This window comes from Brevundimonas sp. (assembly GCF_032055285.1).
GTDB lineage: Bacteria > Pseudomonadota > Alphaproteobacteria > Caulobacterales > Caulobacteraceae > Brevundimonas.
The window spans coordinates 21,798-47,720 of the sequence record NZ_DAMBRE010000007.1 but is presented as its reverse complement, the minus strand read 5'-3'; the positions used below and the strand labels follow the sequence as shown (position 1 = coordinate 47,720).

29 protein-coding genes are annotated in these 25,923 nt (G+C 67.4%); 20 read left to right on the top strand and 9 right to left on the bottom strand.

Annotation, left to right across the window (positions count from 1 at the left end):
- Position 1: 1 nt before the first annotated feature.
- The 4 genes from RTY13_RS14885 to lgt are packed head-to-tail and all read right to left on the bottom strand — an operon-like array spanning position 2 to position 3,000.
- Positions 2–772 carry a polyphenol oxidase family protein gene (locus tag RTY13_RS14885; protein ID WP_312784572.1) on the bottom strand — a complete coding sequence of 257 codons (771 nt, stop codon included), beginning with the start codon at positions 770–772 and terminating at the stop codon, positions 2–4.
- The gene (locus RTY13_RS14880; RefSeq protein WP_312784570.1) at positions 769–1,014 is read right to left on the bottom strand and encodes a helix-hairpin-helix domain-containing protein; all 246 of its coding nucleotides are present in this window, start codon (positions 1,012–1,014) and stop codon (positions 769–771) included. The genes RTY13_RS14885 and RTY13_RS14880 overlap by 4 nt, the downstream gene beginning before the upstream one ends.
- Before the next feature lie 33 nt (positions 1,015–1,047).
- Positions 1,048–2,121, bottom strand: a complete 1,074-nt coding sequence (locus tag RTY13_RS14875) for an SAM-dependent methyltransferase (RefSeq protein WP_312784569.1) — start codon at positions 2,119–2,121, stop codon at positions 1,048–1,050.
- A gap of 6 nt (positions 2,122–2,127) precedes the next feature.
- Positions 2,128–3,000 carry a prolipoprotein diacylglyceryl transferase gene (gene lgt / locus RTY13_RS14870; protein ID WP_312784567.1) on the bottom strand — a complete coding sequence of 291 codons (873 nt, stop codon included), beginning with the start codon at positions 2,998–3,000 and terminating at the stop codon, positions 2,128–2,130.
- Positions 3,001–3,174: 174 nt separating this feature from the next.
- Here lgt and RTY13_RS14865 point away from each other — a divergent pair, with 174 nt between their 5' ends.
- The 3 genes from RTY13_RS14865 (at position 3,175) to RTY13_RS14855 (ending at position 4,836) form a co-directional block, all read left to right on the top strand.
- Positions 3,175–3,462 carry an accessory factor UbiK family protein gene (locus RTY13_RS14865; RefSeq protein WP_312784565.1) on the top strand — a complete coding sequence of 96 codons (288 nt, stop codon included), beginning with the start codon at positions 3,175–3,177 and terminating at the stop codon, positions 3,460–3,462.
- A 76-nt stretch (positions 3,463–3,538) separates the two neighbouring features.
- Complete coding sequence (locus tag RTY13_RS14860) at positions 3,539–4,042, top strand: YbjN domain-containing protein (RefSeq protein ID WP_207822535.1); 504 nt, start codon at positions 3,539–3,541, stop codon at positions 4,040–4,042.
- The gene (locus RTY13_RS14855) at positions 4,042–4,836 is read left to right on the top strand and encodes a pyrroline-5-carboxylate reductase dimerization domain-containing protein (protein WP_312784564.1); all 795 of its coding nucleotides are present in this window, start codon (positions 4,042–4,044) and stop codon (positions 4,834–4,836) included. Before RTY13_RS14860 ends, RTY13_RS14855 begins: the two co-directional genes overlap by 1 nt.
- On the opposite strand, the gene RTY13_RS14850 is transcribed toward RTY13_RS14855, so the two are convergent.
- From RTY13_RS14850 to RTY13_RS14840, 3 genes are all read right to left on the bottom strand, one after another.
- Positions 4,826–5,317, bottom strand: a complete 492-nt coding sequence (locus RTY13_RS14850; protein WP_312784563.1) for a hypothetical protein — start codon at positions 5,315–5,317, stop codon at positions 4,826–4,828. The two genes, RTY13_RS14855 and RTY13_RS14850, sit on opposite strands and share 11 nt — an antisense overlap.
- Positions 5,318–5,400: 83 nt before the next feature.
- The gene (locus tag RTY13_RS14845; protein ID WP_312784562.1) at positions 5,401–6,744 is read right to left on the bottom strand and encodes an ATP-binding protein; all 1,344 of its coding nucleotides are present in this window, start codon (positions 6,742–6,744) and stop codon (positions 5,401–5,403) included.
- Between the two features lie 7 nt (positions 6,745–6,751).
- Positions 6,752–7,483, bottom strand: coding sequence for a response regulator transcription factor (locus RTY13_RS14840; protein ID WP_312784561.1), 732 nt, complete (start codon positions 7,481–7,483; stop codon positions 6,752–6,754).
- An 89-nt stretch (positions 7,484–7,572) separates the two neighbouring features.
- Here RTY13_RS14840 and RTY13_RS14835 point away from each other — a divergent pair, with 89 nt between their 5' ends.
- Positions 7,573–8,451, top strand: a complete 879-nt coding sequence (locus tag RTY13_RS14835) for a branched-chain amino acid aminotransferase (protein ID WP_312784559.1) — start codon at positions 7,573–7,575, stop codon at positions 8,449–8,451.
- A 39-nt stretch (positions 8,452–8,490) separates the two neighbouring features.
- Here the strand turns inward: RTY13_RS14835 and RTY13_RS14830 are convergent, their stop codons facing one another.
- Positions 8,491–9,402 carry a DUF4349 domain-containing protein gene (locus RTY13_RS14830; protein WP_312784557.1) on the bottom strand — a complete coding sequence of 304 codons (912 nt, stop codon included), beginning with the start codon at positions 9,400–9,402 and terminating at the stop codon, positions 8,491–8,493.
- Positions 9,403–9,589: 187 nt separating this feature from the next.
- Here RTY13_RS14830 and RTY13_RS14825 point away from each other — a divergent pair, with 187 nt between their 5' ends.
- Genes RTY13_RS14825 through RTY13_RS14815 form a run of 3 tightly spaced genes read left to right on the top strand, consistent with a single transcriptional unit; the run spans position 9,590 to position 11,841 of the window.
- Positions 9,590–10,864 carry a nucleoside transporter C-terminal domain-containing protein gene (locus RTY13_RS14825; protein WP_312784554.1) on the top strand — a complete coding sequence of 425 codons (1,275 nt, stop codon included), beginning with the start codon at positions 9,590–9,592 and terminating at the stop codon, positions 10,862–10,864.
- Positions 10,865–10,907: 43 nt separating this feature from the next.
- The gene (locus RTY13_RS14820; protein ID WP_312784551.1) at positions 10,908–11,525 is read left to right on the top strand and encodes a glutathione S-transferase; all 618 of its coding nucleotides are present in this window, start codon (positions 10,908–10,910) and stop codon (positions 11,523–11,525) included.
- A gap of 40 nt (positions 11,526–11,565) precedes the next feature.
- Positions 11,566–11,841 carry a hypothetical protein gene (locus RTY13_RS14815; protein ID WP_312784549.1) on the top strand — a complete coding sequence of 92 codons (276 nt, stop codon included), beginning with the start codon at positions 11,566–11,568 and terminating at the stop codon, positions 11,839–11,841.
- Between the two features lie 5 nt (positions 11,842–11,846).
- Here RTY13_RS14815 and RTY13_RS14810 read toward each other — a convergent pair whose 3' ends face one another.
- Positions 11,847–12,284: a PaaI family thioesterase gene (locus RTY13_RS14810; RefSeq protein ID WP_312784547.1), complete on the bottom strand. Its 438-nt coding sequence runs from the start codon at positions 12,282–12,284 to the stop codon at positions 11,847–11,849.
- 47 nt (positions 12,285–12,331) lie between these two features.
- Here RTY13_RS14810 and RTY13_RS14805 point away from each other — a divergent pair, with 47 nt between their 5' ends.
- The 13 genes from RTY13_RS14805 to RTY13_RS14745 all read left to right on the top strand — a co-directional run bounded on the left by RTY13_RS14805 (position 12,332) and on the right by RTY13_RS14745 (position 25,923).
- Positions 12,332–12,652 carry a DUF3253 domain-containing protein gene (locus tag RTY13_RS14805; protein ID WP_312784545.1) on the top strand — a complete coding sequence of 107 codons (321 nt, stop codon included), beginning with the start codon at positions 12,332–12,334 and terminating at the stop codon, positions 12,650–12,652.
- Complete coding sequence (locus RTY13_RS14800; RefSeq protein WP_312784543.1) at positions 12,636–13,241, top strand: uracil-DNA glycosylase family protein; 606 nt, start codon at positions 12,636–12,638, stop codon at positions 13,239–13,241. Before RTY13_RS14805 ends, RTY13_RS14800 begins: the two co-directional genes overlap by 17 nt.
- A complete protein-coding gene (locus tag RTY13_RS14795) occupies positions 13,238–14,281 on the top strand; it encodes an alpha/beta fold hydrolase (protein WP_312784541.1) in 1,044 nt (347 codons plus the stop codon). Before RTY13_RS14800 ends, RTY13_RS14795 begins: the two co-directional genes overlap by 4 nt.
- 96 nt (positions 14,282–14,377) lie before the next feature.
- Positions 14,378–15,475, top strand: a complete 1,098-nt coding sequence (locus RTY13_RS14790; RefSeq protein ID WP_312784540.1) for a Glu/Leu/Phe/Val dehydrogenase — start codon at positions 14,378–14,380, stop codon at positions 15,473–15,475.
- Between the two features lie 301 nt (positions 15,476–15,776).
- Complete coding sequence (gene fliF, locus RTY13_RS14785) at positions 15,777–17,414, top strand: flagellar basal-body MS-ring/collar protein FliF (RefSeq protein WP_312784538.1); 1,638 nt, start codon at positions 15,777–15,779, stop codon at positions 17,412–17,414.
- Entirely contained in the window at positions 17,414–18,448 is a 1,035-nt protein-coding gene (fliG, locus tag RTY13_RS14780) for a flagellar motor switch protein FliG (RefSeq protein ID WP_312784536.1), read from the top strand. The genes fliF and fliG overlap by 1 nt, the downstream gene beginning before the upstream one ends.
- A gap of 1 nt (position 18,449) precedes the next feature.
- The gene (locus RTY13_RS14775) at positions 18,450–19,106 is read left to right on the top strand and encodes a flagellar assembly protein FlbE (protein ID WP_312784535.1); all 657 of its coding nucleotides are present in this window, start codon (positions 18,450–18,452) and stop codon (positions 19,104–19,106) included.
- Positions 19,106–19,438: a flagellar motor switch protein FliN gene (fliN, locus tag RTY13_RS14770; protein WP_292083895.1), complete on the top strand. Its 333-nt coding sequence runs from the start codon at positions 19,106–19,108 to the stop codon at positions 19,436–19,438. Before RTY13_RS14775 ends, fliN begins: the two co-directional genes overlap by 1 nt.
- Positions 19,439–19,479: 41 nt before the next feature.
- Entirely contained in the window at positions 19,480–20,892 is a 1,413-nt protein-coding gene (locus tag RTY13_RS14765; RefSeq protein WP_312063898.1) for a sigma-54 dependent transcriptional regulator, read from the top strand.
- Between the two features lie 4 nt (positions 20,893–20,896).
- Positions 20,897–21,763 (top strand): class A beta-lactamase, encoded by an 867-nt coding sequence (gene bla, locus RTY13_RS14760; protein ID WP_312784534.1) that lies wholly within the window; start codon positions 20,897–20,899, stop codon positions 21,761–21,763.
- A 68-nt stretch (positions 21,764–21,831) separates the two neighbouring features.
- Positions 21,832–23,916 (top strand): flagellar biosynthesis protein FlhA, encoded by a 2,085-nt coding sequence (flhA, locus tag RTY13_RS14755; protein ID WP_312784678.1) that lies wholly within the window; start codon positions 21,832–21,834, stop codon positions 23,914–23,916.
- A 55-nt stretch (positions 23,917–23,971) separates the two neighbouring features.
- Complete coding sequence (locus tag RTY13_RS14750) at positions 23,972–25,504, top strand: CHASE3 domain-containing protein (protein ID WP_312784533.1); 1,533 nt, start codon at positions 23,972–23,974, stop codon at positions 25,502–25,504.
- Positions 25,501–25,923: a response regulator gene (locus RTY13_RS14745; protein WP_312784531.1), complete on the top strand. Its 423-nt coding sequence runs from the start codon at positions 25,501–25,503 to the stop codon at positions 25,921–25,923. The genes RTY13_RS14750 and RTY13_RS14745 overlap by 4 nt, the downstream gene beginning before the upstream one ends.

Genomic DNA, 25,923 nt, shown 5'->3' with positions numbered 1-25,923 from the left:
TTCAGCCCAGGCTGATCGTCGAAATCAGCCGCCCGAAATCAGGCTCTCCCGCCAGAAACGCCCGACGGTTCGAGTAGAACCGCGCCGCGTCCGCGCGCGTGTCGTCGCCGGTCCAGGCGGCATCGCCGACGCCGGACTGCTCCAGCCGCCACAGGACGAAGCCGGGCAGGTCGAACAGGCGCTTGTCCTGGGCGCCGCCGGGGGTGAAGAAGCGTTCGCTGCCGGGATCATGGTGGGCGAAGCGCTCTTGATAGTCGGCGCCGACCTCATAGCTGGCCTGGGCGATGCAGGGGCCGACCACGGCGACCATGCGCTCGGGCCGGGCACCCAGGGCCTCCATGGCGGCCACCGTCGAGTGGATGATCCCTCCCAGCGCCCCTTTCCAGCCCGCATGGGCCGCGCCGACCACGCCCGCCTCGGCGTCGGCGAACAGGACGGGCGCGCAATCGGCAGTCAGAACGGAGGCGATGGGGCCGCGCACGGCGCTGACCACGGCGTCGCCTTCCGGCCGTTCGCCCGCCCAGCCCGCCTCGGCTACCCGGGCCACGGCGGAGTGGATCTGATAGCAGCCGCACAGGTCGTCGAGCCCGCCGCCCATCCATTCGGCCACACGGCGACGGTTTTCGGCCACCAGCGCGGGCTCGTCCTTGGACCCCACGCCGGTGTTCAGCCCGGCGTAGATGCCCTCGGACACGCCGCCCTCGCGGGTGAAGAAGCCGTGACGGACCCCGGCCTTGTCCAGCAGGGGATGGGTGATGGGGTTCAGGCTCATGCGGCCTCCAGCGAGGTACGGGCGGCGGCGACGGCGGCCTCGATGGCCTTGCGGGCCTGGGGGCTGTTCTTCCAGCAGGTCGAGCCGACACTGACGGCGGCCCCGGCGCAAATCGCGGCGGGGTCGGCCTGCGCCAGCCGCTCGAAGGCGCCCAACCCCTGTTCCTCCAGCCGCTCGACCACTTTCGGTCCAACGCCTTTGACGGCCAGAAGCACGGCCCGTTCCCGGTCGGAAAAACGCATCGTCTCACTCCCTGCGGAAATCGTCCGCAGTCCTCAGAAGCCTGGCAGGGCCAGCGCGCGGGGCGAGAAGATCGCCGCCGCCTTGAACAGCTCGCCCATCTGGTCCGGCGCGGTCAGGCGGTCCAGTTGGCGCTGGATGACCGGCGCGGCGTCCGGGCGGGCCTGCATCAACTTCTGGGCCCGGGCTTCGATCCCCAAGGCCTTGAGGAAGGCGCCCTGGCTGACGCAGCCGGTGACGTCGGCGCCGGTCCGCACGGCGGCCTCCAGCACCAGCGGATAGTCGGCCCATTGCGTCAGGTCGGCCTCGCCGGGGGTGGCCAGAGGGTCGACCTTCTGGTGCCGTCTCAGGCCCTGCAGGGTGTCGCCCGCGCCGGGCTGGCTGCGGCCATAGTCGATCAGCAGGGCGGCGCCGGAAGCCGCCTTCACGAGCGTCGCCAGATCGCGGGCGAAGGCGGCCTGCTGTTCCGAAATCTCGACCACCTGACCCGGCTCGACGTCGTACTCGGGCCGGTCGAAGCCGCCGGAAATGGCGACCAGGCCGAAGGTCAGATCATTGTCGTCGGTGACGCCGACGCGGCGCTCGGCCCAACCGCCTTCGGTCTTCATGAACTGGCGCGCGGGCATGCAGTCCAGCACCTCGTTGCCGATAAGAATGATCGGGGCGTCGGTCTCGATCTGGTGCAGGGCGCTGAGCCAGCGCGGATGGACGTCGGCGTCGGCCAGCCGCCGCGCCTGCTCGGCGCGCAGCGGGGCGCTGGGCTCGATCAGGATCAGGTCCACGGCCTCGAGGAAGCCGGGAACCAGCCGCGCGGCGCGCAGGGCGTCGGACATCAGCGTCCCGTCGCCGGGCCCGACCTCGACCAGCCGCACCCGCTCGGGCGCGCCCAGGCGGCTCCAGGTCTCGACGGCCCACAGGCCGATCAGCTCGCCGAACATTTGGCTGACGAGAGGGGCGGTGATGAAGTCGCCGCCTTCGCCCAGGGCCGGACGCGTGGCGTAGTAGCCGCCCTTGGGGTCGTGAAGGCAGCGGGTGACATAGTCCGCCACCGTCATCGGCCCGGTCAGCACGATCTCGCGGACCAGACGGTCCTTGAGGGTCTCGGTCATGACGCCTTACGCCTCCGTGACGGCCGGCTTCTTCAGCGCCCGCCAGATCAGCCAGGCGCCGACCAGCATCATCGGGATCGACAGGATCATGCCCATGGTCAGGCCCAGCGGCAGGTGCTCGAACCCGACGTCGGGCTGGCGCACGTTCTCCAGCGCGGCGCGGCACACGCCGTAGCCCAGAAGGAACAGGCCGGTGACGAAGCCCGGACGCTTCAGCATCTTCCACTTCCAGATGGCCAGGGACAGGATGACGAACAGCAGCAGGCCCTCGAGGCCGGCTTCATACAGCTGGCTGGGGTGGCGCGGCTCGTTGCCGGCGGGGCAGAAGCCGTACATCTGTTCGATGCGGGCGTTGCAGAAGCGGATGGCCCAGGGAACCGTCGTCTCGCGGCCCCACAGCTCGCCGTTGATGAAGTTGGCGATGCGGCCGAAGAACAGGCCCAGCGGCGCGACCGGCGCGATCAGGTCGCCCAGGCTCAGCGGATTGATCTTCTGGCGGTTGGCGTAGATCGCAATGGCGATGACGACGCCCAGGAAGCCGCCGTGGAAGCTCATCCCGCCGGTCCACAGCTGCAGCAGCTCCAGCCGTTCGCCCCAGCTGTCGCCGGTGAACAACTGGGCGAACATCGCCGGCTTGTAGAAGAGGGCGTAGCCGAAACGGCCGCCCAGGATGACGCCGAGCGTGATCCACAGCACGAGGTCGTCCAGTTGCGGTCCCGTCACCGGCGGCTTGCCCGGCGCCCACAGCCGTTCCGTCTTGGCCAGGCGTGAGGCGTACCACCAGCCCAGCACGATCCCGGCGACATAGGCCAGGGCGTACCAGCGGATGGGAAGGGGGCCGAGATGGATCAGGACAGGGTCGAATTCGGGGAAGGGCACAGAGCCTCCGTCAGCGCCGTTTGGGACCCGAAATCATCTAGCAAGCGAGACTGCATTCGTCGCGCGCTTTTCCCGCGAAGCAGTTTATAGCCGGTTCGGACGGCAAGGTTTCGTTCACCCAATTTACGGCGCCATTAACCATATACTGGTGTGGCAAAGACGCGAGATTTCATCATGCAGACGCGCAATCCGATCCTCGACGAGTTCGCCAAGCTGACGACGGGCGCCATGGGTCTGGCCCAGGCCGCGGGCGACGAGGCCAAGGCCGCCTGGCGGGCCCAGACCGATCGTTTCGTCGCCGAGATGGACCTGGTTCGCCGCGACGAGTTCGACGTGCTGAAGGACGAGATCGCCGCCCTGCGCGCCGAGTTGGCGGAGCTTAAGGCTCAGAAATCGCCGACGAAAAAGGCGTCGGCCGGAACGTCCACAGCCGCGAAGCCTGACGTCGATACAGCCGGTTGAGCCGAATCTGCGAACACGTTTACCGTTCGTTTGCAGGTCGTGAGTCGCGACCCCCGAGTAAGAATGTGAACTCCTGATGGATGCAGCCCGGCCCGAAGAGGTCGACGTTCCCTACGACCCCCTGGATGTCGTGGAGCACGTCCTCAACGCGGAGAACCTGCCGTTCGACCGCACGGACGACGGCGACCTGGCCTTCGCCCTCGCGGGCGACTGGAAGGACTATGAGCTGTGGTTCGCCTGGCGGCCCGAGGGCGACTGCCTTCAGCTGTGCTGTGCGCTCGATCTTCGCGTCATGAAGACGCGCCGCGCCGCCGCCTATGAACTGGTGTCGATGATCAATCAGCGCACCTGGCTGGGGCATTTCGAGATCTGGCCGGACGAGGGCGAGATCGTGTTCCGTCATTCCCTGGCCCTGCCGCACAGTGAGCGCCCAACCCTGGCCCAGGCCGCGTCCATGATCGACGCCGCTATCGAGGCCGCCGACCGTTACTATCCCGCTTTCGACTTCATGGTGCGCGGCTCCAAGAAGGCGCAGGAAGCCATCGACGCCTGCCTCTTCGAAACCGTGGGCACCGCGTAATGAGTCGCCCTGTCGTCCTGCAAGGCGTGGGGCGGCTGGGCTCGGCCATCCTCGAAGGCTGGCTCAAGACCGGCGCGGTCGATCCCGCCGATCTCATCATCCTGACCCCGTCCGAGAAGCCCGCCGCCGAGGCCGCGCGGGTCCTGGGCGCGCGGATCAATCCGCCGCTGGACGCCCTGGCCGAGGCCCGCGCTTTCGTCATCGGCGTCAAACCGGCCAAGTGGTTCGAGGCCTCGCGCCCCATCCTGCCGCACCTGGCGCCCGACGCCGTCATCGTCTCGGTCATGGCCGGGGTGAGGGGCGAGACCATTTCCGAGGGTTTCGGGGGTCGTTCCGTCGTCCGCATCATGCCGACGACGGGCGTGGCTCAAGCCCAGGGTGTGGCCACCCTTTGGGCCGCTGACGTCGCCGCGCGCTCAGTGGGCGAGGCCCTGTTCGCGCCCATCGCCGAGACCGTCCATCTGGACGACGAGGCCGCCATGCACGCGGCGACCGCCGTGTCCGGCTGCGGCCCGGCCTACTACTTCGCCTTCACTCGCGCCCTGGCTCAGGCCGGGGTCGAGGAGGGCCTGACGCCGGAGGCCGCCGTGCGATTGGCGCGCGCCACCCTTCGGTCCGCCGCGGCGGGCGTTGAAGGGACGGAAGCCCTGGACGCCCTGATCGACCGCGTGGCCTCGCCCGGCGGCGTGACCCAGGCCGGGCTTGCAGCCCTGAACGAAAACGGCGCTCTCGACCGGGCGGTCGAGAGCGCCGTTCAGGCGGCTGTGGCCAAGTCGACCGAACTCAGCGGGTGACGTAGCGTCCGGAGGCCAGATTGCGCGCCAGCCGGTCATAGGCGGTGTTGGCGTCCTGCCAGGTGGAGTAGCCGCGGACATCGGCCAGGGTATTGGAATAATAGTCGTACTTGACCGGGTGGACCTCGCCCGAAGCGGTCATGACCCTACCCTCGATGGCGGCTCCGCCGATCGAGATGCTGCGAATGGGGTCCAGGCCGGGCTTGTCGCTGATCTGCTGCATCGTCGGCCGGTTCGGCTTCAGGTCGGTGATGACCAGCTCGATGCGGGCGCCGTCCAAGGCTTGGCGGTCGGTCAGCACGCGTTCGACCTTTCGCGTCAGGTCCTCGATCTGTTGCTGGACATCGCGCTGGCCGAGTTCTTCGGCGGTCTTGGCGAAGTCGGGGCTGACGGTGACGACGACGGCGGAAGGTTGGGCTGCGGCGGCGCCGGCGAGGGTCAGAGCGGCGGTGAGCGGTGCGAAAAACGTAAAACGACGCATTATGCGGACTCCTGATCCAGGCCCCCCTGGAACAGGTACAAGATGGCGATGATTTTACAGTCACGCCAGAGGGGCGCGGCGATTTATCCCGGCAGGCGGATCGAGGCCTTCAGCCCGCCGAGGTCGCTGCGGCTCAGGGTGATGTCGCCGCCGTGGCCACGCGCCACGTCGCGGGCGATGGCCAGCCCCAGGCCGACGCCCTTGCTGTTCTGATTGCGCGAGGCGTCCAGTCGGGAGAAGGGCCGGAAGGCCTCTTCATGCATGTCTTCGGGGATGCCCGGACCGTCGTCCTCGACGGCGATCTCGAGTCCGCCCGAAGGCAGGGGGCGGGCCGACAGGCGCACATGTTCGCCATGGACGGCGGCGTTGCCGGCCAGGTTGTTCAGGGCGCGACGGAAGGCGAGGGGGCGAAGTTGGGCGTCCAGTTCGTCGGGCGTCTCGACCGTGACCTCGGCGCCGGCGCGACGGGCGTCCTCGGCGGCGCGACGCAGCATCTCGGGCACCGACACGGCCTGCATGGCTTCTCCGGCCTCGCCACGCGCGAAGGCCAGGTATTCGTCGATCATGTGCTCCATCTCGTCCAGGTCGCCTTTCATGGCCTCGGCGCGCTTGAAGGGCGGGGCCAGGGCCAGTTCGAGGCGCAGGCGGGTCAGGGGCGTGCGCAGGTCATGGCTGACCGAGGCCAGCAGGGCTGTGCGCTGGTCGATATGGCGCTGGATGCGGGCGCGCATGTCGAGGAAGGCCGAGGCGGCGGCGCGCACCTCGCGCGCGCCGTGCGGCTTGAAGCGCGGCACGCTTTCGCCCCGGCCAAAGGCTTCGGCGGCGTCGGCCAGGCGCTCGATGGCCCGCACCTGATTGCGGATGAACAGCACCGCCACGCCCAGCAGCAGGATGGTGGCGATCATCAGCCACAGGACGAAGATATGGGCCTGGGTCGCCACGGCCCGTTCGCGCGGTGCGATGACGCGCAGCACCCCGCCCGGCTCCTGCACCCGGATGTCGACATAGGCGGGGTAGCGGGTCGTATCGAACCAGAAGGGTTGATCCAGGCGTGAGGCCAGGGCCTTCTCCATGGCGCGATCGACCACGCCGATGGCCCCGCGACGCTGTTCCTTGGGCAGGATCGCGCCTTCCTGGAAGGCGACGGACAACTGCATGGAACGCTCGGCCCTGTCGGCGATGACGTGCAGGTTCTGCGGCGTCGGCTGGTCGCGATAGCTTTCGGCCGCCCAAGCCACGTCCCCGGCCAGACCCTCGGACAGGCGCGCGGTCACCGCCTGCCAGTGGGCGTCGAAGAAGGCCCAGGTCACGGCCCCCTGCATGATCAACACCGGCAGGACGATGATCAGCAGCGACCGACCCCATAGCGAGGTCGGCAGGCGGCGCTTGATCATTCGCGCCCAGAGAGGAAGGGGCAGCAGCCTCATGACCGGATCAGTCCGGGGCCAGCATATAGCCGACGCCGCGCACGGTCTGCAGATAGCGCGGGTTCTTGGGGTCGGCCTCCAGCTTGCGGCGCAGGCGGGTCACCTGGACGTCCACGGCGCGGCCAGTGATGTCGGCGGTGTCGGGCGACAGGTTCATTCGCTCGACCGGCGAGTGGGCGTGAATGGCCAGGGTCTTGAGCAGTTGAGCCTCGGCCTCGGTCAGGCGCTGCAGTTCGCCGTCGCGGGTCAGCTCCAGCCGCTCCATGTCGAAGACCGCCGGCCCCATGCGAATCTCGCGCGGGGTCATCGGCTTGCCGCCGGTGCGGCGCAGGATGGCTTCGACCCGCAGCGCCAGTTCGCGCGGGTCGAAGGGCTTGGACATGTAATCGTCGGCGCCGCGCGACAGGCCCTCGATGCGATCGTCGGGATCGCCCTTGGCGGTCAGCAGCAGGACCGGCGTCTTGGACAGGGTGGCCTGGCTGCGGATCCAGCTGGTCAGGTCGAAGCCGGTCTCGCCCGGCATCATGACGTCCAGCACGATCAGGTCGAACTCGATCAACTCGACCAGGCGCCGCGCCGCGCCCGCGTGGGCGGCGCCGGTGACGCGATAGCCTTCGCGGGTCAGGAACTCTTTCAGCAGCTCACGGATTCTGTCGTCGTCGTCGACAACCAGCAGATGGCGGCCGGCGCCGGGAGCAGCGATGGGGCCGGAGCGGCCGTTCGAGCGCGTATCAGTCATGTCTTAGGCGATCCTGCCGAACGCAAAGGCGTTGACGGCGGCGGGAGAGAAGAGTGTAACCGGACCACATCCCGAGGAGACGTTATTCAATGGCCTTCGTTCCTTTCGACGATCGTGACGGCTGGATCTGGTTTGACGGCGCGTTCGTGCCCTGGAGGGACGCGAAAACGCACGTTCTGACCCATGGCCTTCACTACGGCTCGTCGGTGTTCGAGGGTGAGCGTATGTATGGCGGCGAAATCTTCAAGCTGACGGCGCACAGCCAACGGCTGAAGCGCTCGGCCGAGCTGCTGGACTTCGACATTCCCTACAGCGTGGCCGAGATCGACGCCGCCTGCAAGGAAACCTGTGAAAAGAACGGTCTGACCGACTGCTACATCCGTCCTGTGGCCTATCTGGGCGCCGAACAGCTGAGCGTCTCCTCGTTGAATAGCAAGGTCCACCTGGCCATCGCGGCGTGGGAATGGCCCAGCTATTTCGACCCCGAGGTCAAGAAGAAGGGCATCCGTCTGGAGTGGGCCAAGTGGCGCCGTCCTGACCCGGCCACCGCCCCCTCGACGGCCAAGGCCGGCGGCCTCTACATGATCTGCACCATGTCCAAGACGGCGGCCGAGAAGCGCGGCTTCGCCGACGCCATGATGCTGGACTGGCGCGGCTATGTCGCCGAAGCCACCGGCGCCAACGTCTTTTTCGTCCAGAACGGCGCCCTGCACACCCCGCGCGTCGACCACATCCTGGACGGCATCACCCGCCAGACCGTGATCGAGATGGCCCAGGCCAAGGGCATCGAGGTCGTGATCCGCGACATCCTGCCGGAAGAGCTGTCGGACTTCTCGGAATGCTTCCTCACCGGCTCGGCCGCCGAGGTCACGCCGGTCAGCGAGATCGGCGACTATCGCTTCACGCCGGGCGAACTGTCGCTGAGCCTGATGGACGACTACGGAAAGCTGGTCCGCGGCCAGCTCTGAGCCATCTCCCCATGGAATGGGGAGGAAAGAAAAGTGCGATCAGGCGGAGGGTTCACCCTCCGCCTTTTTCGTGCGCGCCGCCTCGGCGGTCTTGCGGATGCGCACGCTCTTGCGCCAGCGCCACAGCAGCCAGATCAGCGGAACCCCGACCAGCAGGACCGGCAGGACGCTGGCGACGAGCAGGATCAGCACCCCCAGCGACGACATGAAGGCGTAGGAAGCCGAGTTCAGGGCGTCCACGACCGGCCGCACCGCGCTGTCCGGCGCCAACCGCCCCGCCGCGCTGTAGGTCACGTCCAGCTTCGAGGTCTGCACCCGCGTCCGCATGACGGCCAGGGCCGAGCGCGTCGCGTCCAGTTCGCCCTGCACCCGCGCCAGCTCGCGCTCGACCTGCAGCAACTGCTCCAGCGTGCCGCTACGCGTGGCCAGAAGTTGCTGCAGCCGGTCGCGCAGGGTCTCCATCGCCCGCATCCGGGCCTCAGTGTCGATCAGTTGGCGGGTCAGGTCCTCGCTCTCGACGGTCTGCTGGGCCACGCGCCCGCCTGCGCCCTTGGTCTCCCCGTCCAGCGCCGCGCGGAAGCGGGCGACATAGGCGGGGGTCGCTCGCATCTCGAGGCGGGCCTCGATGGAATCGCGGCCCACGCGGCTGGAGCTCGCGCCGATCACCTGACAGACCGCCGGCCCGGCGGCGACGCAGGCCTGTTCGTGTCGCTCCATGACGGTCGGCACGGCGTCGGCCGGAAGCTCAAGCCCGAAACGATAGGCGTAGGCGATACTGGGCGCGACGATGGGGACGTCGGCGCTGCTCGGCGCGGACGCGGCGGTCTCAGCGGTCGGCGCCGGTTCCATCAGGGCCGTGTCGACAGACTCTTCAAGGTGCTGGCGCGACGCATCCTGACATCCCGCGAGCAAGGCGCTCGCCGCCGCCGCCCAGATCAGTTCCTTGCGCATCCGACCTCTCCCCGTTGATGACATAACGGTGATTGACATATCGCATAACGGCGAAGTTTGGGCCGCGGCGAGGCTTTGGCGCGGCAGGACGCCGCATGCGCTCTTGACCAGAAGGCGCGCGGTAGCGTTCAAGCAGCTTTCAAGGGCGGCTGCTGGCCGTCGGCCGGTCGCGGAGCCGCCTTTCCCCATGTTCAGCCTTCTGAATCTGCAGAGCCTGTTCGGCCTGGTCGTCATCATCGCCGTCTGCTGGGCGATGTCCGAGAACCGCAAGGTCTTCCCGTGGCGGTTGGCCATCGGGGCGGTGCTGGTGCAGGCGGCGCTGATCCTGGCGACCTTCGCCATTCCCGGCTCGCAGGTGGTGCTGGACGGGATCAACAACGCCGTGAAGGGGCTGGAGCTGGCCACCGAGGAGGGAACCAAGTTCGTCTTCGGCTACCTGGCGGGCGGGGATCAGCCCTATGCCGTGGCCAACGAAGGCGCCCTGTTCACCTTCGCCTTCAAGGTCCTGCCGCTGATCCTGGTCATCTCGGCCCTGTCGGCCCTGCTGTGGCACTGGAAGATCCTGAAGTGGATCACCCTGGGCTTCGGCTTCCTGTTCCAGCGCACCATGGGTCTGGGCGGCGCCTCGGCCCTGGCGGTCGCGGCCAATGTCTTCCTGGGCATGATCGAGAGCCCCATCGTCATCCGCGCCTATCTGGACAAGCTGACCCGGTCGGAACTCTATCTGATGATGGTGGTCGGTCTGGCCACCGTCGCCGGATCGACCATGGTGGCCTACGCGACCATACTGGCGCCGGTCCTGACCAATGCGGCGGGGCATGTCCTAGTGGCCTCCATCGTCTCGGCCCCGGCCGGCGTCCTTTTGGCCCGCGTCATCATCCCCGAGAAGCCGGGCGAGGGCGGCGCGGTCGCCGACTACAACTCGGCGCTGAAATACGACAGCGCCATCGACGCCATCGTAAAAGGCACGTCCGACGGCCTGATGGTGGTGCTGAACATCTCGGCCGTGCTGATCGTCTTCGTGGCCCTGGTCGCCCTGGCCAATGTCATGCTGGGCGCCTTCTGGATCGGCGGCGAGGCCTTGAGCGTCGAGCGCATCCTGGGCGTGGTCTTCTCGCCCGTGGCCTGGCTGATCGGGGTGGAATGGGCCGACGCGCAGAAGGCCGGATGGCTGCTGGGCGTCAAGCTGACGCTGACCGAGTTCGTCGCCTTCATCAAACTGGGCGCGGTGCCGGACGGCGACATGAGCGAACGCACGCGGATGCTGATGACCTACGCCCTGTGTGGTTTCGCCAACATCGGCTCGGTCGGCATCACGGTCACCGGCCTGTCGGTGCTGATGCCGGAGCGCCGTGAGGAAGTCCTGGGTCTGGTGTGGAAGGCCTTGTTCGCAGGCTTCCTGGCCACCCTGATGACCGCCTGCATCGTCGGGGCCATGCCGGCCTCGGTGTTCGGGCAATAGGGTTCGTCTGCAGGGTTTCTGACCCCCATCGGAGGGCTGTTCCATGAAGCTGTATGAAAGCCGCCGCGCCCCCAATCCGCGCCGCGTTCGATGGGTCATGGCGGAAAAGGGCGTCACCGACGTCGAAGGGGTTGAGATCGACCTGCTGGCGGGGGAGCATCGCACCGTAGCCTATCGCGCCAAGTTCGGCGTACCGCATGTTCCGGCCCTGGAGTTGGACGATGGAACCTGCATCTCTGAATCCATCGCCATCTGCCGCTATCTGGAGGCTCTGCATCCCGAGCCGAACCTGTTCGGCCGCGATCCGAAGGAACAGGCGCTGATCGAGATGTGGACGCGTCGGTGCGAAATGTACCTGGCCAATCCCATGATGCTGAACGTGCGCTTCAGCCATCCGGCCCTGGCTGCGCTGGAGGCCCCGCAACCGCAGGTGGCGGAATACAGCCGCCTCGGCGCCGAGAAGTTCATGCGCCTGCTGGATCGTCAACTGGCCGAGCATGAGTTCATCGCCGCCGATCGCTTCACCATCGCCGACATCGTCGCGGCGGTCGGTCTGGACTTCGCTCGACTGGTCAAATACCGCCCGCCGGAAGAGTTCACCCATCTGGCTCGCTGGCTCGAGGCCTGCCGCGCCCGCCCGGCGGCGAAAGCCGGGGTCTAGAGGCTTTTCGACCCCCGTTCGTCGTGCCAAGCTGTGCGGCATGAACAGAGCCGTCACCATCGCCCTTGTCCTTGGTCTCGCCGTATCGGCCGCCGCCTGCACGGAAAGCCGGCGTGCGCGCAATGACGCGACCTTCAGCGACCGCCCCGCCGACATCACCTGCTGGACCTATGGCGTCGAGACCTTCAAGGGCCGCTCGACCGGCAAGGTCGAGTATAACGACGGCGGCCGCATCGCCTTCGTGGACGCCGCCAGCGGCCGTTACACCACGGTCGACGGCGAGTGCCGCGTGGTCTACGCGGCGCCGGCCAAGTAGGGACCTCAGTCTCGCGGCGTGAACTTTCGGATCACGCCCGAGAAGGTCATCAGCAGCCGCTCGCCGGTGGTGATCTGGCCCCGCACGAAGATCAGGCTCTTGCCCGCCTTGGTGACCTGGCCGGTCGCTTCGATCAGTTCGCCCACATAGGCGCCGTCGATGAAGGTGGAATCCAGCTGAACCGTCACGCCAGACGCCCCCTCCATCTCCTGATAGGCGATCTGGAACATGGCGATGTCGGCGAAGGTCATCAGGCAGCCGCCGTGCATCCGCCCGCCGAAATTCATGTGCTTCTGTTCGGCGCGGAAGGCGCAGCGCATCGACCCGTCGGGGTCTGGCTTGCGATAGAAGGGGCCGACGGTGGAATCGAAGGTGGTGTTCGAGATTTCATAGGTCGTCCAGCCGGCGAACTCGCCTTCGCTGACTGTGATTTTCTCGACCATGTCGGTTTCGCCTTCTTTCCGGTCCTGCAGTGCAGCATATAGGCGCAATGAGCGATCCAATCGAAGCGGCCATTTTCGAAAAACTGGCCAAGGCCGACCCCAAGAACGTCGGCGGCAAGAGCATTGAACCGGCCGAGGTGGCCAAGGACCTGCAGCCCGAGCAGTGGCAGCGCATGCTGCCCAAGGTGCGCGCCGTGGCCTTGGGCTTGATGCGTCAGGGCAAGCTGACCATTACCAAGAAGGGCAAGGCGGTCGACCCGAACGCCTTCAAGGGCGTGATCCGTCTGCGTCTGCCGACCGAGGCCGAGACGGCCGCGGCTCTGGCGGCCCTGCCGCCGGTCGAAGCCTCGGATGACGATTTCGACTGAAACGGACACCGGCCTGGATGACCTCCTGGCCGAAATCCGCGCCTGCCGGGCGTGTCTGGGGCAGTTGCCCCACACGCCGCGCCCGGTGGTCATGGTTGCGCCCGAAACGCGCCTGCTGATCTGCGGCCAGGCGCCGGGACGACGGGTGCATGAAAGCGGTCTGCCCTTTACCGATCCGTCCGGCGACCGTCTGCGCGACTGGCTGGGCGTGGATCAGGCGACCTTCTATGGCGATCTGCGCCTCGGCGTTGCGGCCCAGGCCTTCTGTTTTCCCGGCACAGACCCCAAAGGCGGCGACTATCCCCCGCCACGCCGCTGCGCCGAGCTGTGGCGGCCCCGCCTGCTGGCCGCACTGCCGAACGTCGAGCTGACCCTGCTGGTCGGCGGCTACGCCCAGGCCTGGGCGCTGGGCGACCGGGCCAGGGCCACCATGACCGAGACGGTTCGCGCCTGGCGCGACTACGCCCCTGCCGTCCTGCCCCTGCCGCACCCCTCATGGCGCAATACCGCCTGGCTGAAGAAAAACCCGTGGTTCGAGGTCGAGGTTCTGCCCTACCTTCGCCAGAGGACAGCGGAGATTCTGGCGTGACCATTTGGCGTAGCGGACTGACGGCAGGCCTTCTGGCCCTCTCCCTCGCCCTGTCCGCCTGCGCCACGCCGCATCTGCAAGGACCGGAAACGCCTCCGGTCGGCTTCAACGGTCCGCGCATCGAGGCTGGAACCGAAGGGCGCGGCGCCTTCGTGGTTCAGGACGGCGCGCGGCTGCCCTATCTGCGCTGGAGTCCGCAGGATCAGCAGCCCTGGGCCGTCATCGTCGCCCTGCATGGCTTCAACGACCACTACGCCTCCTTCCGGCTGGCGGGGCCGTGGTGGGCGACGCGGGGCATCGAGACCTGGGCCTATGATCAGCGCGGCTTTGGCCTGTCGCCCCATCGCGGCGAGTTTGCGCCCGAAAGCCTGACCAGCGCCGACCTGCGCACCATCGTGTCTCTGGTGCGCGCCGAACGGCCCAACGCCATGATCGTGGTGGCGGGGGAAAGCATGGGCGGCTCCTCGACCATCGCCGCCTTCGGGGGCGAAGCGCCGCCCGACGCCGATCGGGTCGTCCTGCTCGCCCCCGGTGTCTGGGGCTGGTCCAGCCAGAGCCCGTTCAACCGCGCCGGCCTGTGGGCCGCCGCCCGTCTGATGGGCGGAAAGGCGGTCGAACCGCCAGCCTTCGCCGTCCGTAACATTCGCGCCTCCGACAATACCCTGGAGCTGATCCGCAACGGGCGCGATCCGCAGAGCATCATCTCCACCCGCTTTGATTCCATGCACGGCCTGGTCGACCTGATGGAGGCGGCGTCGTTGCGTCTGGGCGCGGTCGAGAAGCCGACCCTGCTGCTCTACGGCGCCCACGACCAGATCGTGCGCAAGGGGCCGATGCGGCTGGCGCTGGAGCGGGCGGGCGAGCGGCCCAACCTGCGCACGGGCTATTATCCGAACGGCTGGCACATCCTGAACCGCGACCTGCAGGGTGAGGTCGTCTATCGGGATGTCGAGGCCTGGTTGCGCGACGCCGCCGCCCCCTTGCCGTCCGGCGCCGGACCGGTGCTTCCGGCCCTGCGGGCTGACCCCAAGGCGCGCTGAACCCGCCTTTTCCTGACGCGAAACCGACACGCTTGCCCTGTAGGCGGGCGCGGCGTATCTCCACGCGCATAAAAAATACCCCAGGAAAGGCCTGTCATGGGCAAGACGCTGTTTGATTCCCCCTCTTTCTCGAACCATGAAGGCGTCCACGCCTTCCATGACGAGAAAACCGGCCTGAAGGCCATCGTCGCGGTTCACTCCACCGCGCGCGGTCCGGCCGTCGGCGGCACCCGCATGTGGAACTACGCCACCGCCGCCGAGGCGCTGGAGGACGTCCTGCGTCTGTCCAAGGGCATGAGCTACAAGAACGCCGTCGCGGACCTGGAAATGGGCGGCGGCAAGTCGGTCATCATCGGCGACAGCCGCACCCAGAAGTCGCCAGAGCTGTTCCGCGCCTTCGGCCGCGCCCTGAACGGCCTGGGCGGCAACTACTACGCCGCCGAAGACGTCGGCACCTCGGTCGAGGACATCGCCGAGGCCCGCAAGGTCACGGAATACGTCCTGGGCCTGAAGGACGGCCCGGAAGCCTCGGGCGACCCGAGCCCTGTCACCGCCGAGGGCGTGTTCCGCTCGAACCTGGTCGTGGCTCGTCGCCTGTTCAAGCAGGACGACATGACCGGCCTGACCGTCGCCATCCAGGGCGTGGGCCACGTCGGCGCCTATCTGGCCGAGAAGCTGCACAAGGCCGGCGCCAGGCTGATCATCACCGACGTCAACCAGGCCAATCTGGAAGCCGTCGCCGCCGCGACCGGCGCCGAGATCGTCGCCCCGGACGCCATCTATGATGTCGCCGCCGACATCTATGCGCCCTGCGCCCTGGGCGCGACGTTGAACCTGCAGACCCTGGACCGCCTCAAGGTCAAGGCCGTCTGCGGCGCCGCCAACAACCAGCTGGCCACGGCCGACATCGGCGACGAACTGTTCCGTCGCGGCGTGCTCTACGCCCCCGACTACGTCGTCAACGGCGGCGGCATCATCAACGTCGCCTCGGAAATGAACGCCCGCCAGTCGGGCGGCGTCTATGACGCCTCGTGGGTCGAAGGCAAGCTGTCGCGCCTGATGGAGACCTTCGAGGAGATCCTCGAACGCTCGGTCGTCGAGAACAAGCCGACCCACCTGATCGCCGACGCCATCGCCGAAGCTCGCATCCATGCAGCGGCGGATCAGAAGGCCGAACTGCTGAAGGCGGCCTAAGCGCAAATATGCGTCCTTCTCCCCTTGAGGGAGAAGGTGGGCGCCGCAGGCGCTCGGATGAGGGGTGTGAGCATTGCCGGTGCCGGCAGGGCCGCACCCCTTTTTCGTGCCTGACTCTCGTCGGTCGCGCCGCCACCCCTCATCCGTCTCGCTTCGCGGTCCCCCTCCCCATGCAATGGGGAGGAAAGGCAAAGTCGGATTCCCTCAATCTTTAACGCATCTTAACGCGGCGTTTACCATCCAGGCGGCAGTTTCTGCCTAGCGGGGCCAGTTCGACCCGCCAGTGGATGGGCGGGGACGCGTGGGCGGCTTCACGGCGGCGTTGCAGAAGTTCGGGATCGGCCGCTTGGCCGCGTTGCTTGGCGTCGCCGCGGGCGTTGCAGCCGTGCTGGTCGCCGTCATGCTGCGGGTGGGCCAGGCGCCTGATGCGCTGCTTTATTCCAACCTCGACCTGCGCGAAGCCTCCGAGATCACCGCCGCCCTGGACCAGGCCGCGATCAAGTACAGCTCCAAGGGCGACGGCTCGACCATCTTTGTCAGCCGCGATGAAGTCGGCACGGCGCGTCTGCTGCTGGCCGGCAAGGGGCTCGTGACCTCGGGCAGCGTCGGCTACGAGATCTTCGACAACCAGTCGGTGCTGGGCCAGACCGAGTTCCAGCAGAATCTGAACGAGCAGCGCGCCCTGCAAGGCGAGCTGTCGCGCACCATCATGTCGATGCGCGGCATCACCTCGGCCCGCGTCCACATCACCATGCCGCGCCGGGAAATGTTCCAGGCCGCCGCCGCCGACCCGACCGCCGCCGTGGTCGTGGGCGTGGGCGGTCGTGACCTTTCCGCCGACCAGGTCCGCGCCATCCGCAACGTCGTCGCCTCCTCGGTGCCGAACCTGAAGCCGGACAAGGTCACGGTGACGGACCAGTCGAACCGCACGCTCGCAGCGGGTTCAGAAGACACCGGCTTCACCTCGGCCACCGCCGAGGCGGCCAAGGCCACGACCGAGGCCCAACTGCAGACCCGCATCAAGGACATCGTCGAGGGCGTCGTCGGCGCCGGCGCGGCTCGCGTCCAGGTGACGGCCGACATCGACCACAGCCGCTCGACCACCCAGGAGCAGAAGTTCGATCCCGACGGCCAGGTCGTCCGCTCGACCTCGACCAACGGTTCGCAGTCCCAGGACACGACCGGCCAGGCCGACGGCGGCGTCACCGCCACCAACAACATCCCCGGCGGTCAGGCCCCGAACACCACGCCGATCGGCTCGACCAACTCGGAAAACACCGAGACGACCAACTACGAGATCTCCAACACCACCACCACGACGGTCAAGGAGCCGGGCGAGGTCAAGAAGCTGTCGGTCTCGGTCGCCGTGGACGGCAAATACACCCCCGCCGCGGACGGCAAGGGCGAGCCGACCTACGCCCCGCGCACGGCGGAAGAAGTCCAGCAGATCAAGACCCTGGTCGCCGCCGCCGTCGGCATCGACGAGACGCGGGGCGACAAGATCGAGGTGGTCAACGTGCGCTTCAACCGCGAGCCCTCGGCGGCGCCGGGCGCGGACGAAGGCTCGTCGATGTTCAACTTCGACAAGAACGACATCATGCGCGGGGTAGAGCTGCTGGTCCTGCTGATCACCGGTCTGCTGCTGATCTTCTTCGTCGTGCGCCCCCTGCTGAAGACGGCCTCGGGCGGCGCTGGCGCACCGGCTCTGGCCGGCGCCAACGGCATGCCGGTGACGCCGCTGGACACCCAGCTGGTCGGCGGCGTCCTGCCGGGCCAGCCTCAGATGCTGGCCGGTCCTAGCGAAATGGATCAGCGCCTGGACATCGCCCGCATCGAGGGGCAGGTGAAGGCCTCCTCGATCAAGAAGGTCGCTGACTTCGTGGACACCCATCCGGAGGAATCCACCGCGATCCTCCGCTCCTGGGTGCATGAAAGCTGATGACCCGGCTTGTGGAAAAAAAGGGTCCGATCGACGACATCCGCAAGCTGACGGGGCCTGAAAAGGCGGCTGTCGTCCTGCTGTCGCTGGGCGAAGAACATACCATTCTCTGGCAGCAGCTCGACGAGGAGGAGATCAAGGAGATCTCCCAGGCCATGGCCGGTCTTGGCACCGTGGCCGCCCAGGTGGTCGAGGAGGTCCTGGTCGAGTTCGTCTCGGGCATCGGCGGCGCGGGCGCCCTGATGGGCAGCTACGAGCAGACCCAGCGTCTGCTGGCCTCCTTCATGCCGGGCGACCGCGTGGACGCCCTGATGGAGGAGATCCGCGGCCCCGCCGGGCGGACCATGTGGGACAAGCTCGGCAATGTGAACGAGGCCGTCCTCGCCAACTATCTGAAGAACGAATATCCGCAGACGGTCGCCGTCATCCTGTCCAAGGTGAAGCCCGACCACGCCTCGCGCGTGCTGACGGCCCTGCCGGAGGACTTCGCCCTGGAATGCGTCCAGCGGATGCTGCGCATGGAGCCGGTGCAGCGCGACATCCTCGACAAGATCGAGCAGACCCTGCGCACCGAGTTCATGTCCAACCTGGCCCGCACCTCCAAGCGCGACAGCCACGAACTGATGGCGGACATCTTCAACAGCTTCGACCGTCAGACCGAGGCCCGGTTCATCGGCGCCCTGGAGGAGCGCAGCCGCGACTCGGCCGAGCGCATCCGCTCGCTGATGTTCGTCTTCGAGGATCTGTCCAAGCTGGACCCAGGCGGCGTCCAGACCCTGCTGCGGGCGGTCGAGAAGGACCAGCTGGGCCTGGCGCTGAAGGGCGCCTCGGAATCCTTGCGGGAAATGTTCTTCTCCAACATGTCCGAACGCGCCTCGAAGATCATGCGCGAGGACATGGAGTCGATGGGGCCTGTCCGCCTCAAGGACGTCGACGCCGCCCAGATGACCATGGTCCAGGTGGCCAAGGATCTGGCTGCGCGCGGCGACATCATGCTGGCCGGCCAGGGCGCTGACGACGAGTTGATCTACTGACATGACCGGCATCCCCTCCACCGCGCGTCCCTTCATCTTCGACACCGAGTTCGACGCCTCGGGCGACGTCGTGCGCCCCTCGGCCTGGCAGCCGGTCAAGCGGTCGTTCGCCCCCGCCGAGGTCGACGCCCTGGTCGCCCAGGCCCGTCTGGAAGCCCGCCAGCAGGCCCTGGCCGAGGTCGAGGCCCTGCGCGCCGACGCCCTGTCGACCCTGGCCCAGCAGGCAGCCCATGCCGCCGGCGCCCTCAGCACCATCGCCGAGGCCCATCGTCGTCAGTCGGCCGAGCTGGCGGTCGCCGCCGCCCGCGTCCTGGCCTCGGCCGCCTTCGACCGCTTCCCGCGCCGTCCGCTGGAGGCCGCCATCGAGCAACTGGGCCAGGAGATCGACGCCTCGCCGCGCCTGCTGGTCCGCGCCGCCGGTCTGGACGAGACGACCCGCGCCCATATCGAGGCCCTGTGCGCCGACGCCGGCTTCACCGGCCTGATCGCCTTCCGCGAGGATGTCGGCGCGCCCGCCGCCGCCTTCGCCCTGGAATGGGCCGACGGCCGCGCCGAGTTCGATCCCGAGGGCGTCGCCGCCCGCGTTTCCGCCGCCCTGGAGGCCGCGCTCGCGGCCGAGGCCGGCCATGCTGAATCCCTCGACAGGAGCGCCTTCTGATGGCCACCGACGATCTCTCGCTGGAAGAGTTCGGCGACTCCACCGCCCTGACCCTCGCCGACGAGGGCGGGGACAAGTCCGCTGCCGACCTGGCCACCGTCTTCGACGTGCCGGTCAACATCTCCGCCGTTTTGGGCAAGGCCCACATGTCGGTCGCCCAGCTGCTGAAGCTGAACCGCGGCAGCGTGCTGGAGCTGGACCGCAAGGTCGGCGAGGCCATCGACATCTTCGTCAACAACCGCCTGGTCGCCCGCGGGGAGGTCGTCGTCGTCGAGGACCGCCTGGGCGTGACCATGACGGAAATCATCAAGACCGAGGATTCTGGCGCCTGATCGGCCGCCGGATCCTGATGCAGAATTAGAGGAGAAGACCCATGCGGCTTCTGGTGGTTGGCAGGCTCAGCGGACAGCTGGCGACGGCGGTGAAGATGGCCATGGCGCACGGCGCCAAGGTCCAGCACGTCGAACGCGCCGATCAGGCGACCGAGCAACTGCGGCGCGGGCAGGGGGCCGACCTGATGATGGTCGACTACCGCATCGACATCGCCGCCCTGATCGCCGCCAACGACGCCGAGCGCATCCACGTCCCGGTCGTGGCCTGCGGCGTGGACGCCGACGCTCGCGAAGCCGCCGACGCCATCCGCGCCGGGGCCAAGGAGTTCATCCCCCTGCCGCCCGAGGCGGACCTGATCGCCGCCGTCCTCTCGGCCGTGGCCGACGACGAACGGCCGATGATTTCGGCCGACCCGGCGATGAAGGCGGTCATCAGCTTGGCCGATCAGGTGGCGCGTTCGGAAGCCTCCATCCTGATCACCGGCGAAAGCGGCGTCGGCAAGGAGGTGATGGCCCGTCACCTGCACACTGGCTCGAAGCGCGCGGACAAGCCCTTCATCAGCGTCAACTGCGCCGCCATTCCAGACAACCTGCTGGAATCCGAACTGTTCGGCCATGAGAAGGGCGCCTTCACCGGCGCCGTGGCCCGCCGCATCGGCAAGTTCGAAGAGGCCGACGGCGGCACCCTGCTGCTGGACGAAATCAGCGAGATGGATGCACGGCTTCAGGCCAAGCTGCTGCGCGCCATCCAGGAACGGGTCATCGACCGCGTCGGCGGCTCCAAGCCCGTGCCGGTCAACATCCGCATCATCGCCACCTCTAACCGCGACCTGGCCAAGGCCGTGGCCGAGGGCACGTTCCGCGAAGACCTGCTGTACCGCCTGAACGTGGTGAACCTGCGTCTGCCCAGCTTGCGCGAGCGTCCGGGCGATATCGCCGTCCTGTGCGACCACTTCATCCGCAAGTACGCTGCCGCCAACGGCGTGCCGCCGCGCCCGATCTCGGTCGAAGCCCGCCGCGCCCTGGTCGGCCACCGCTGGCCCGGCAACGTGCGCGAGCTGGAAAACGCCATGCACCGCGCCGTCCTGCTGGCGACCGGGGCCGAGATCGACATCGACGCCATCCGCCTGCCGGACGGTCGTCCCCTGCTGGAAGGCGGCGCGGCGGCTCCGTCGCCCATCGCCTCGACCTATGACGCCGGCGTCGCCGGCCATGCGGCCCAGATGGCCGACGCCATGACCCGCAGCTTCGTCGGTCAGACCGTGGCCGAGATGGAAAAGACCCTGATCCTGGACACCCTGAACCACTGCCTGGGCAACCGCACCCATGCGGCGACCATCCTGGGCATCTCGATCCGCACCCTGCGCAACAAGCTCAACGAATACGCCGACGAGGGCACGGCCATTCCGGCGCCCCAGTCGGGCGTGGCCGCCGCTTACGGCGCGGCGGGCTAGGCCCATGCGCGCCGACCGCCGCACGGTTCTGCTGGGCGCGGGCGCGCTTGGCCTGACGGCGGGGTGCGCCGAGGAGGTCCCGTCCAAGGTCGATCAGGCGCTGGACCTTTCAGGGCTGGAGGCCCGTCACGGCGGACGCCTCGGCTTCGTCCTGCAAGGGCCGCACGGCCGTCTGCTGTGGCGCGCCGACGAACGCTTCACCTATTGTTCGACCTTCAAGCTTTTCCTGGCGGCGGCCACCCTGCAACGGGTGGCGCGAGGCGAGGAGCGGCTGGATCGCGCCATCCCCATAACCGCCGCCGACATGATCAGCCACGCTCCGGTGACGGAACCGGCGGTCGGCTCAAGCCTGACTATTCAGAAGCTCTGCGAGGCGGCTGTGACGGTCAGCGACAACCCCGCCGCCAACATCCTGATCCGCGAGATGGGCGGGCTGGACGCCTGGCGGATGTGGTATCGCACGATCGGCGATCAGGTCACGCGGGTCGATCGCTGGGAGCCGCAGCTCAACATCGTTGGCGACGATCTGGATACGACCACGCCAGCGCAGACGGCGCATAATCTGGCCTGGCTCATTCCCGAGATAGTCGGCGCGGCCGGTCCGCCTCTTCTGATGGCGTGGCTGACCGCGACCAAGACGGGCGCCGAGCGGATAAGGGCCGCCGCGCCTGCAGATTGGCACGTGATGCATAAGACAGGGACCGGCGGTTCCGGGCCTACGAATGACATCGGCTATTTGCGACCGCCCGGTGAAGCGCCGATGCCTATCGCCGTCTATTATGAGGCGACGTCGGCATCGACGCAGGAACAACGGGACGCCGTCATCGCCGACGCGACCCGTCTGGCGCTCAAGGCGCTGGGGCATGGCTGAGACCACGCGAATCCTGTCATCTGGCCCGATGACCCTCGTCCGCCGCCATGGTTGATGCGCCGATCCTGATGAAGGACGGCTATGCGCGCCCCACCGGGCGCGACGCGCTCGGCTGGCTGCTGCGCGGCGACGTGGGGCTGGCGATCGGCGTGATCGGCGTGATCATGCTGCTGATCCTGCCGATCCCGAAGATGTTTCTGGATCTGCTGCTGGCGATCTCGCTGGTGTCCAGCGTGCTGATCCTGATGACGGCCGTGATGATGAAGCGGCCGCTGGACTTCGCCATCTTCCCTACGGTGTTGCTGGTTTCGACCCTGTACCGGCTGGGGCTCAACCTGGCCTCGACGCGCCTGATCCTGACCCACGGTCAGGAAGGTCACGACAGCGCCGGTCAGGTCATCAACGCCTTTGGCGAGCTGATGATGGGCGGCAACTTCATCATCGGGGTGATCATCTTCGCCATCATCCTGGTGGTGAACTTCGTCGTCATCACCAAGGGCTCGACCCGTATCGCCGAGGTTTCGGCCCGCTTCACCCTGGACTCCATGCCGGGCAAGCAGATGGCCATCGACGCCGACCTGTCGTCGGGCTTGATCGACGAGGAGCAGGCCAAGCTGCGCCGCAAGGAGCTGGAACAGGAGTCCACCTTCTTCGGGGCCATGGACGGTGCGTCCAAATTCGTGCGCGGCGACGCCGTGGCGGGCCTGATCATCACCTTCATCAACGCCATCGGCGGTCTGCTGATCGGGGTGACGCAGCACGGCATGCCGGTAGGCGAGGCGGCCAACACCTATGTCCAGCTGACCGTCGGCGACGGTCTGGTGACCCAGATCCCGGCCATCATCGTCTCGGTCGCCGCCGGCTTCCTGGTGTCGAAGGCGGGCGTCGAGGGCTCGGCGGACAAGGCCCTGGTCAGCCAGCTGGCCAGCAACCCGGTCAGTCTAGGCGTCGTCTCCGGCGCGGCGGGCCTGATCGGCCTGATCCCCGGCATGCCGCTGATCCCCTTCGCGGCCCTGGCTCTGGGCTCGGGCTTCATGGCCTGGAAGTTGGGGCGTGATCGTCTGAAGCCCGCCCCCGTTGAGGGGGCCGTGGACCTGGGCAAACCCAAGGAAGACGTCGAGGAGCCGATCTCGACCGCTCTGACCATCGACGAGGTCAAGATCGAGCTGGGCTACGCCCTGCTGTCCCTGATCAATGACCTGGAAGGCCGCCGCCTGACCGACCAGATCCGCGCCCTGCGCCGCTCGCTGGCCCAGGAGTATGGCTTCGTCATGCCCAGCGTGCGCATCCTCGACAACATGCGCCTGCCCAATCAGGGCTACGCCATCCGCATCAAGGAAATGGAGGCCGGGGCCGGCGAGGTGCGTTTGTCGTCCCTGATGGCCATGGACCCGGCCGGCCGTCAGGTCGAACTGCCGGGCGAGCACACGCGCGAGCCCGCCTTCGGCCTGCCCGCCACCTGGATTGACGAGAGCTTGCGCGAAGAGGCCACCTTCCGCGGCTACACCCTGGTCGATCCCTCGACGGTGCTGACCACGCACCTGACCGAGATCCTCAAGGAGAACATGGCCGAGCTGCTGTCCTACGCCGAGGTGCAGAAGCTGCTCAACGAACTGAACGGCGAAGAGAAGAAGCTGGTCGAGGAGTTGATCCCCGGCGTGGTCACCGTCACCACCCTGCAGCGCGTCCTGCAGAGCCTGCTGCGCGAGAAGGTCTCGATCCGCGACCTGCCAGCCATCCTGGAAGGTCTGGCCGAGGCCGCGCCCCACACCACCAGCGTCACCACCCTGGTCGAGCACGTCCGCACCCGCCTGGCGCGCCAGCTGTGCTGGGCCAACCGCGGCGACGATGGGGCTCTGCCCATCATCACCCTGTCGCCGGACTGGGAGCAGGCCTTCGCCGAGAGCCTGATCGGCCCCGGCGAGGACAAGCAACTGGCCATGGCTCCGAGCCGCCTGCAGGACTTCATCCGCAACGTTCGCGACGTCTTCGAGCGCGCCGCCATGGCGGGCGAGAATCCGGTCCTGCTGACGGGCCCCCAGGTCCGCCCCTACGTCCGTTCCATCATCGAGCGTTTCCGCGGCCAGACGGTGGTGATGAGCCAGAACGAGGTCCACCCCAAGGCCCGCCTGCGCACCGTCGGTTCGGTCTGACCGGGATCGAGGTTAACGACTGGACTCAAGGGGTTCGGTCGATAAGCTGGCGCCCATGAAACGTATTCGGCCGGCCCTGCGGACCCTTGGCGCCTTTTTGCGCACGCCGACCCTCAGTCGTTCGATCATCGCTCTGTTGGCCCTGGCCATCCTGCTGCTGCTGGCGGTGAACGCCGCCACCTTCGTCATGATCCAGCGGACGACGGCCTATAACGACACCGTGGATCACAGTCAGCAGGTCCGGCTGGCGGCCAAGGACATGCTCAGCCTTCTGGTCGACGCCGAAACCGGCCAGCGGGGCTTCATGCTGACGGCGCGGTCCGAGTATCTCACGGTGCACGATCGCGCCGTGGCCGCCTTGCCGGCGGTGATGACGCGGTTGGAAGATCTGATCGGCGAGGATCCGGAATTGTCGCCTCGCCTGGGCTTGGTTCAGACGCTGTATCACGATCGCATGACGCTGATGGGCGAGACGATCGACCTGACGCGCGCGGGTCGGATCGGCGAGGCCGTGTCGCTGATCCGAGGCGGGCGCGGAAAGGCCTTGATGGACGCCATGCGCGTCGAGCTGACGGAGATCGACGCCGTCGAGGCGCGCCGCCTGGTCGAACGCACGCGTCAGTCAGAACGGGCTTCGGCGGTCACAGTCTCGGTCAACGCCCTGGCGGGAATCCTGATCCTGATCCTTGCCGGCATCAGCGTCTGGCTGGTGCGGCGCTATGTCGATGAGATCCAAACCGCACACTTTGAGCTGGATCGGCTGAACGCGGGCCTGGAAGATCAAGTGCGCGACCGCACCGCTGAACTGACCCGCGCCAATGAGGAAATCCAGCGCTTCGCCTATATCGTCAGCCACGACCTGCGTTCGCCCCTGGTCAATGTCATGGGCTACACCTCAGAGCTGGAACAGGTCGGCAAGGTCTTCGATCGCCAACTGACCCTGCTCGAAGAATCCCATCCTGACGCCATCGAGCCCGAGGCCATCCGCGCCGTGCGCGAAGACGTGCCCGAGGCCGTAGGCTTCATCCGCGCCTCGACGGCCAAGATGGACCGCCTGATCAACGCCATCTTGCAACTGTCGCGTCAGGGGCGCAGGGCCCTGACGCCGGAGACACTGCCGATGACCGCCCTGGTTCAGGCCATTGCCGACAGTGTCCATCACCAGGTCGCCGAGGCGGGCGGCGAAATCCTGGTGCGCAACTTGCCCGTTCTGGAGAGCGACAGACTGTCGATCGAGCAGATCTTCGGCAATCTGATGGACAATGCGGTCAAGTATCAGGAGCCGGGACGTCCCGTCCGCATCGTGGTCGAGGGCGAACTCGGGGATGATCAGCATGTTCACTACCGCATCATCGACAACGGCCGAGGCGTATCCGAGCGCGATCACGAGCGGATCTTCGAACTGTTCCGTCGGGCCGGAAAGCAGGACCAGCCCGGCGAAGGCCTCGGCCTGGCCTTCGTCCGCAGCAGCGTCCGCCGTCTGGGCGGGTCGATCTCACTGGAGTCCGCCCTGGGCCAGGGCTCGACATTCCACCTGAAATTCCCCACACGCTTAATGGTGTTGGGGACCGCCGGAGACAATCTATGAGCCATTCCGTGAAGATCGTCATGGTCGAGGACGACCACGGCCACGCCAAGCTCATCGAAAAGAACATCCGTCGCGCCAATATCGCCAACGACATCGTCCACTTCGATCATGGCGACGCCGCCTTGAACTATCTGTTCAGCGAAGAGGTGCGCGCCCACGGGCCGCTGCTGATCCTGCTGGACCTCAACCTGCCGGACATGTCGGGCACCGACATCCTGGAGAAGGTGAAGTCGGATGAGCGCCTGCGCCGCGCGCCGGTGGTCATCCTGACCACGACCGACGACAAGATCGAAATCCAGCGCTGCTACGATCTTGGCTGCAACGTCTACATCACCAAGCCGGTGGACTATGAGGCCTTCGCTGGAGCGATCCAGCAGTTGGGCCTCTTCCTGTCCGTCATGCAGGCGCCGGAGATCTGA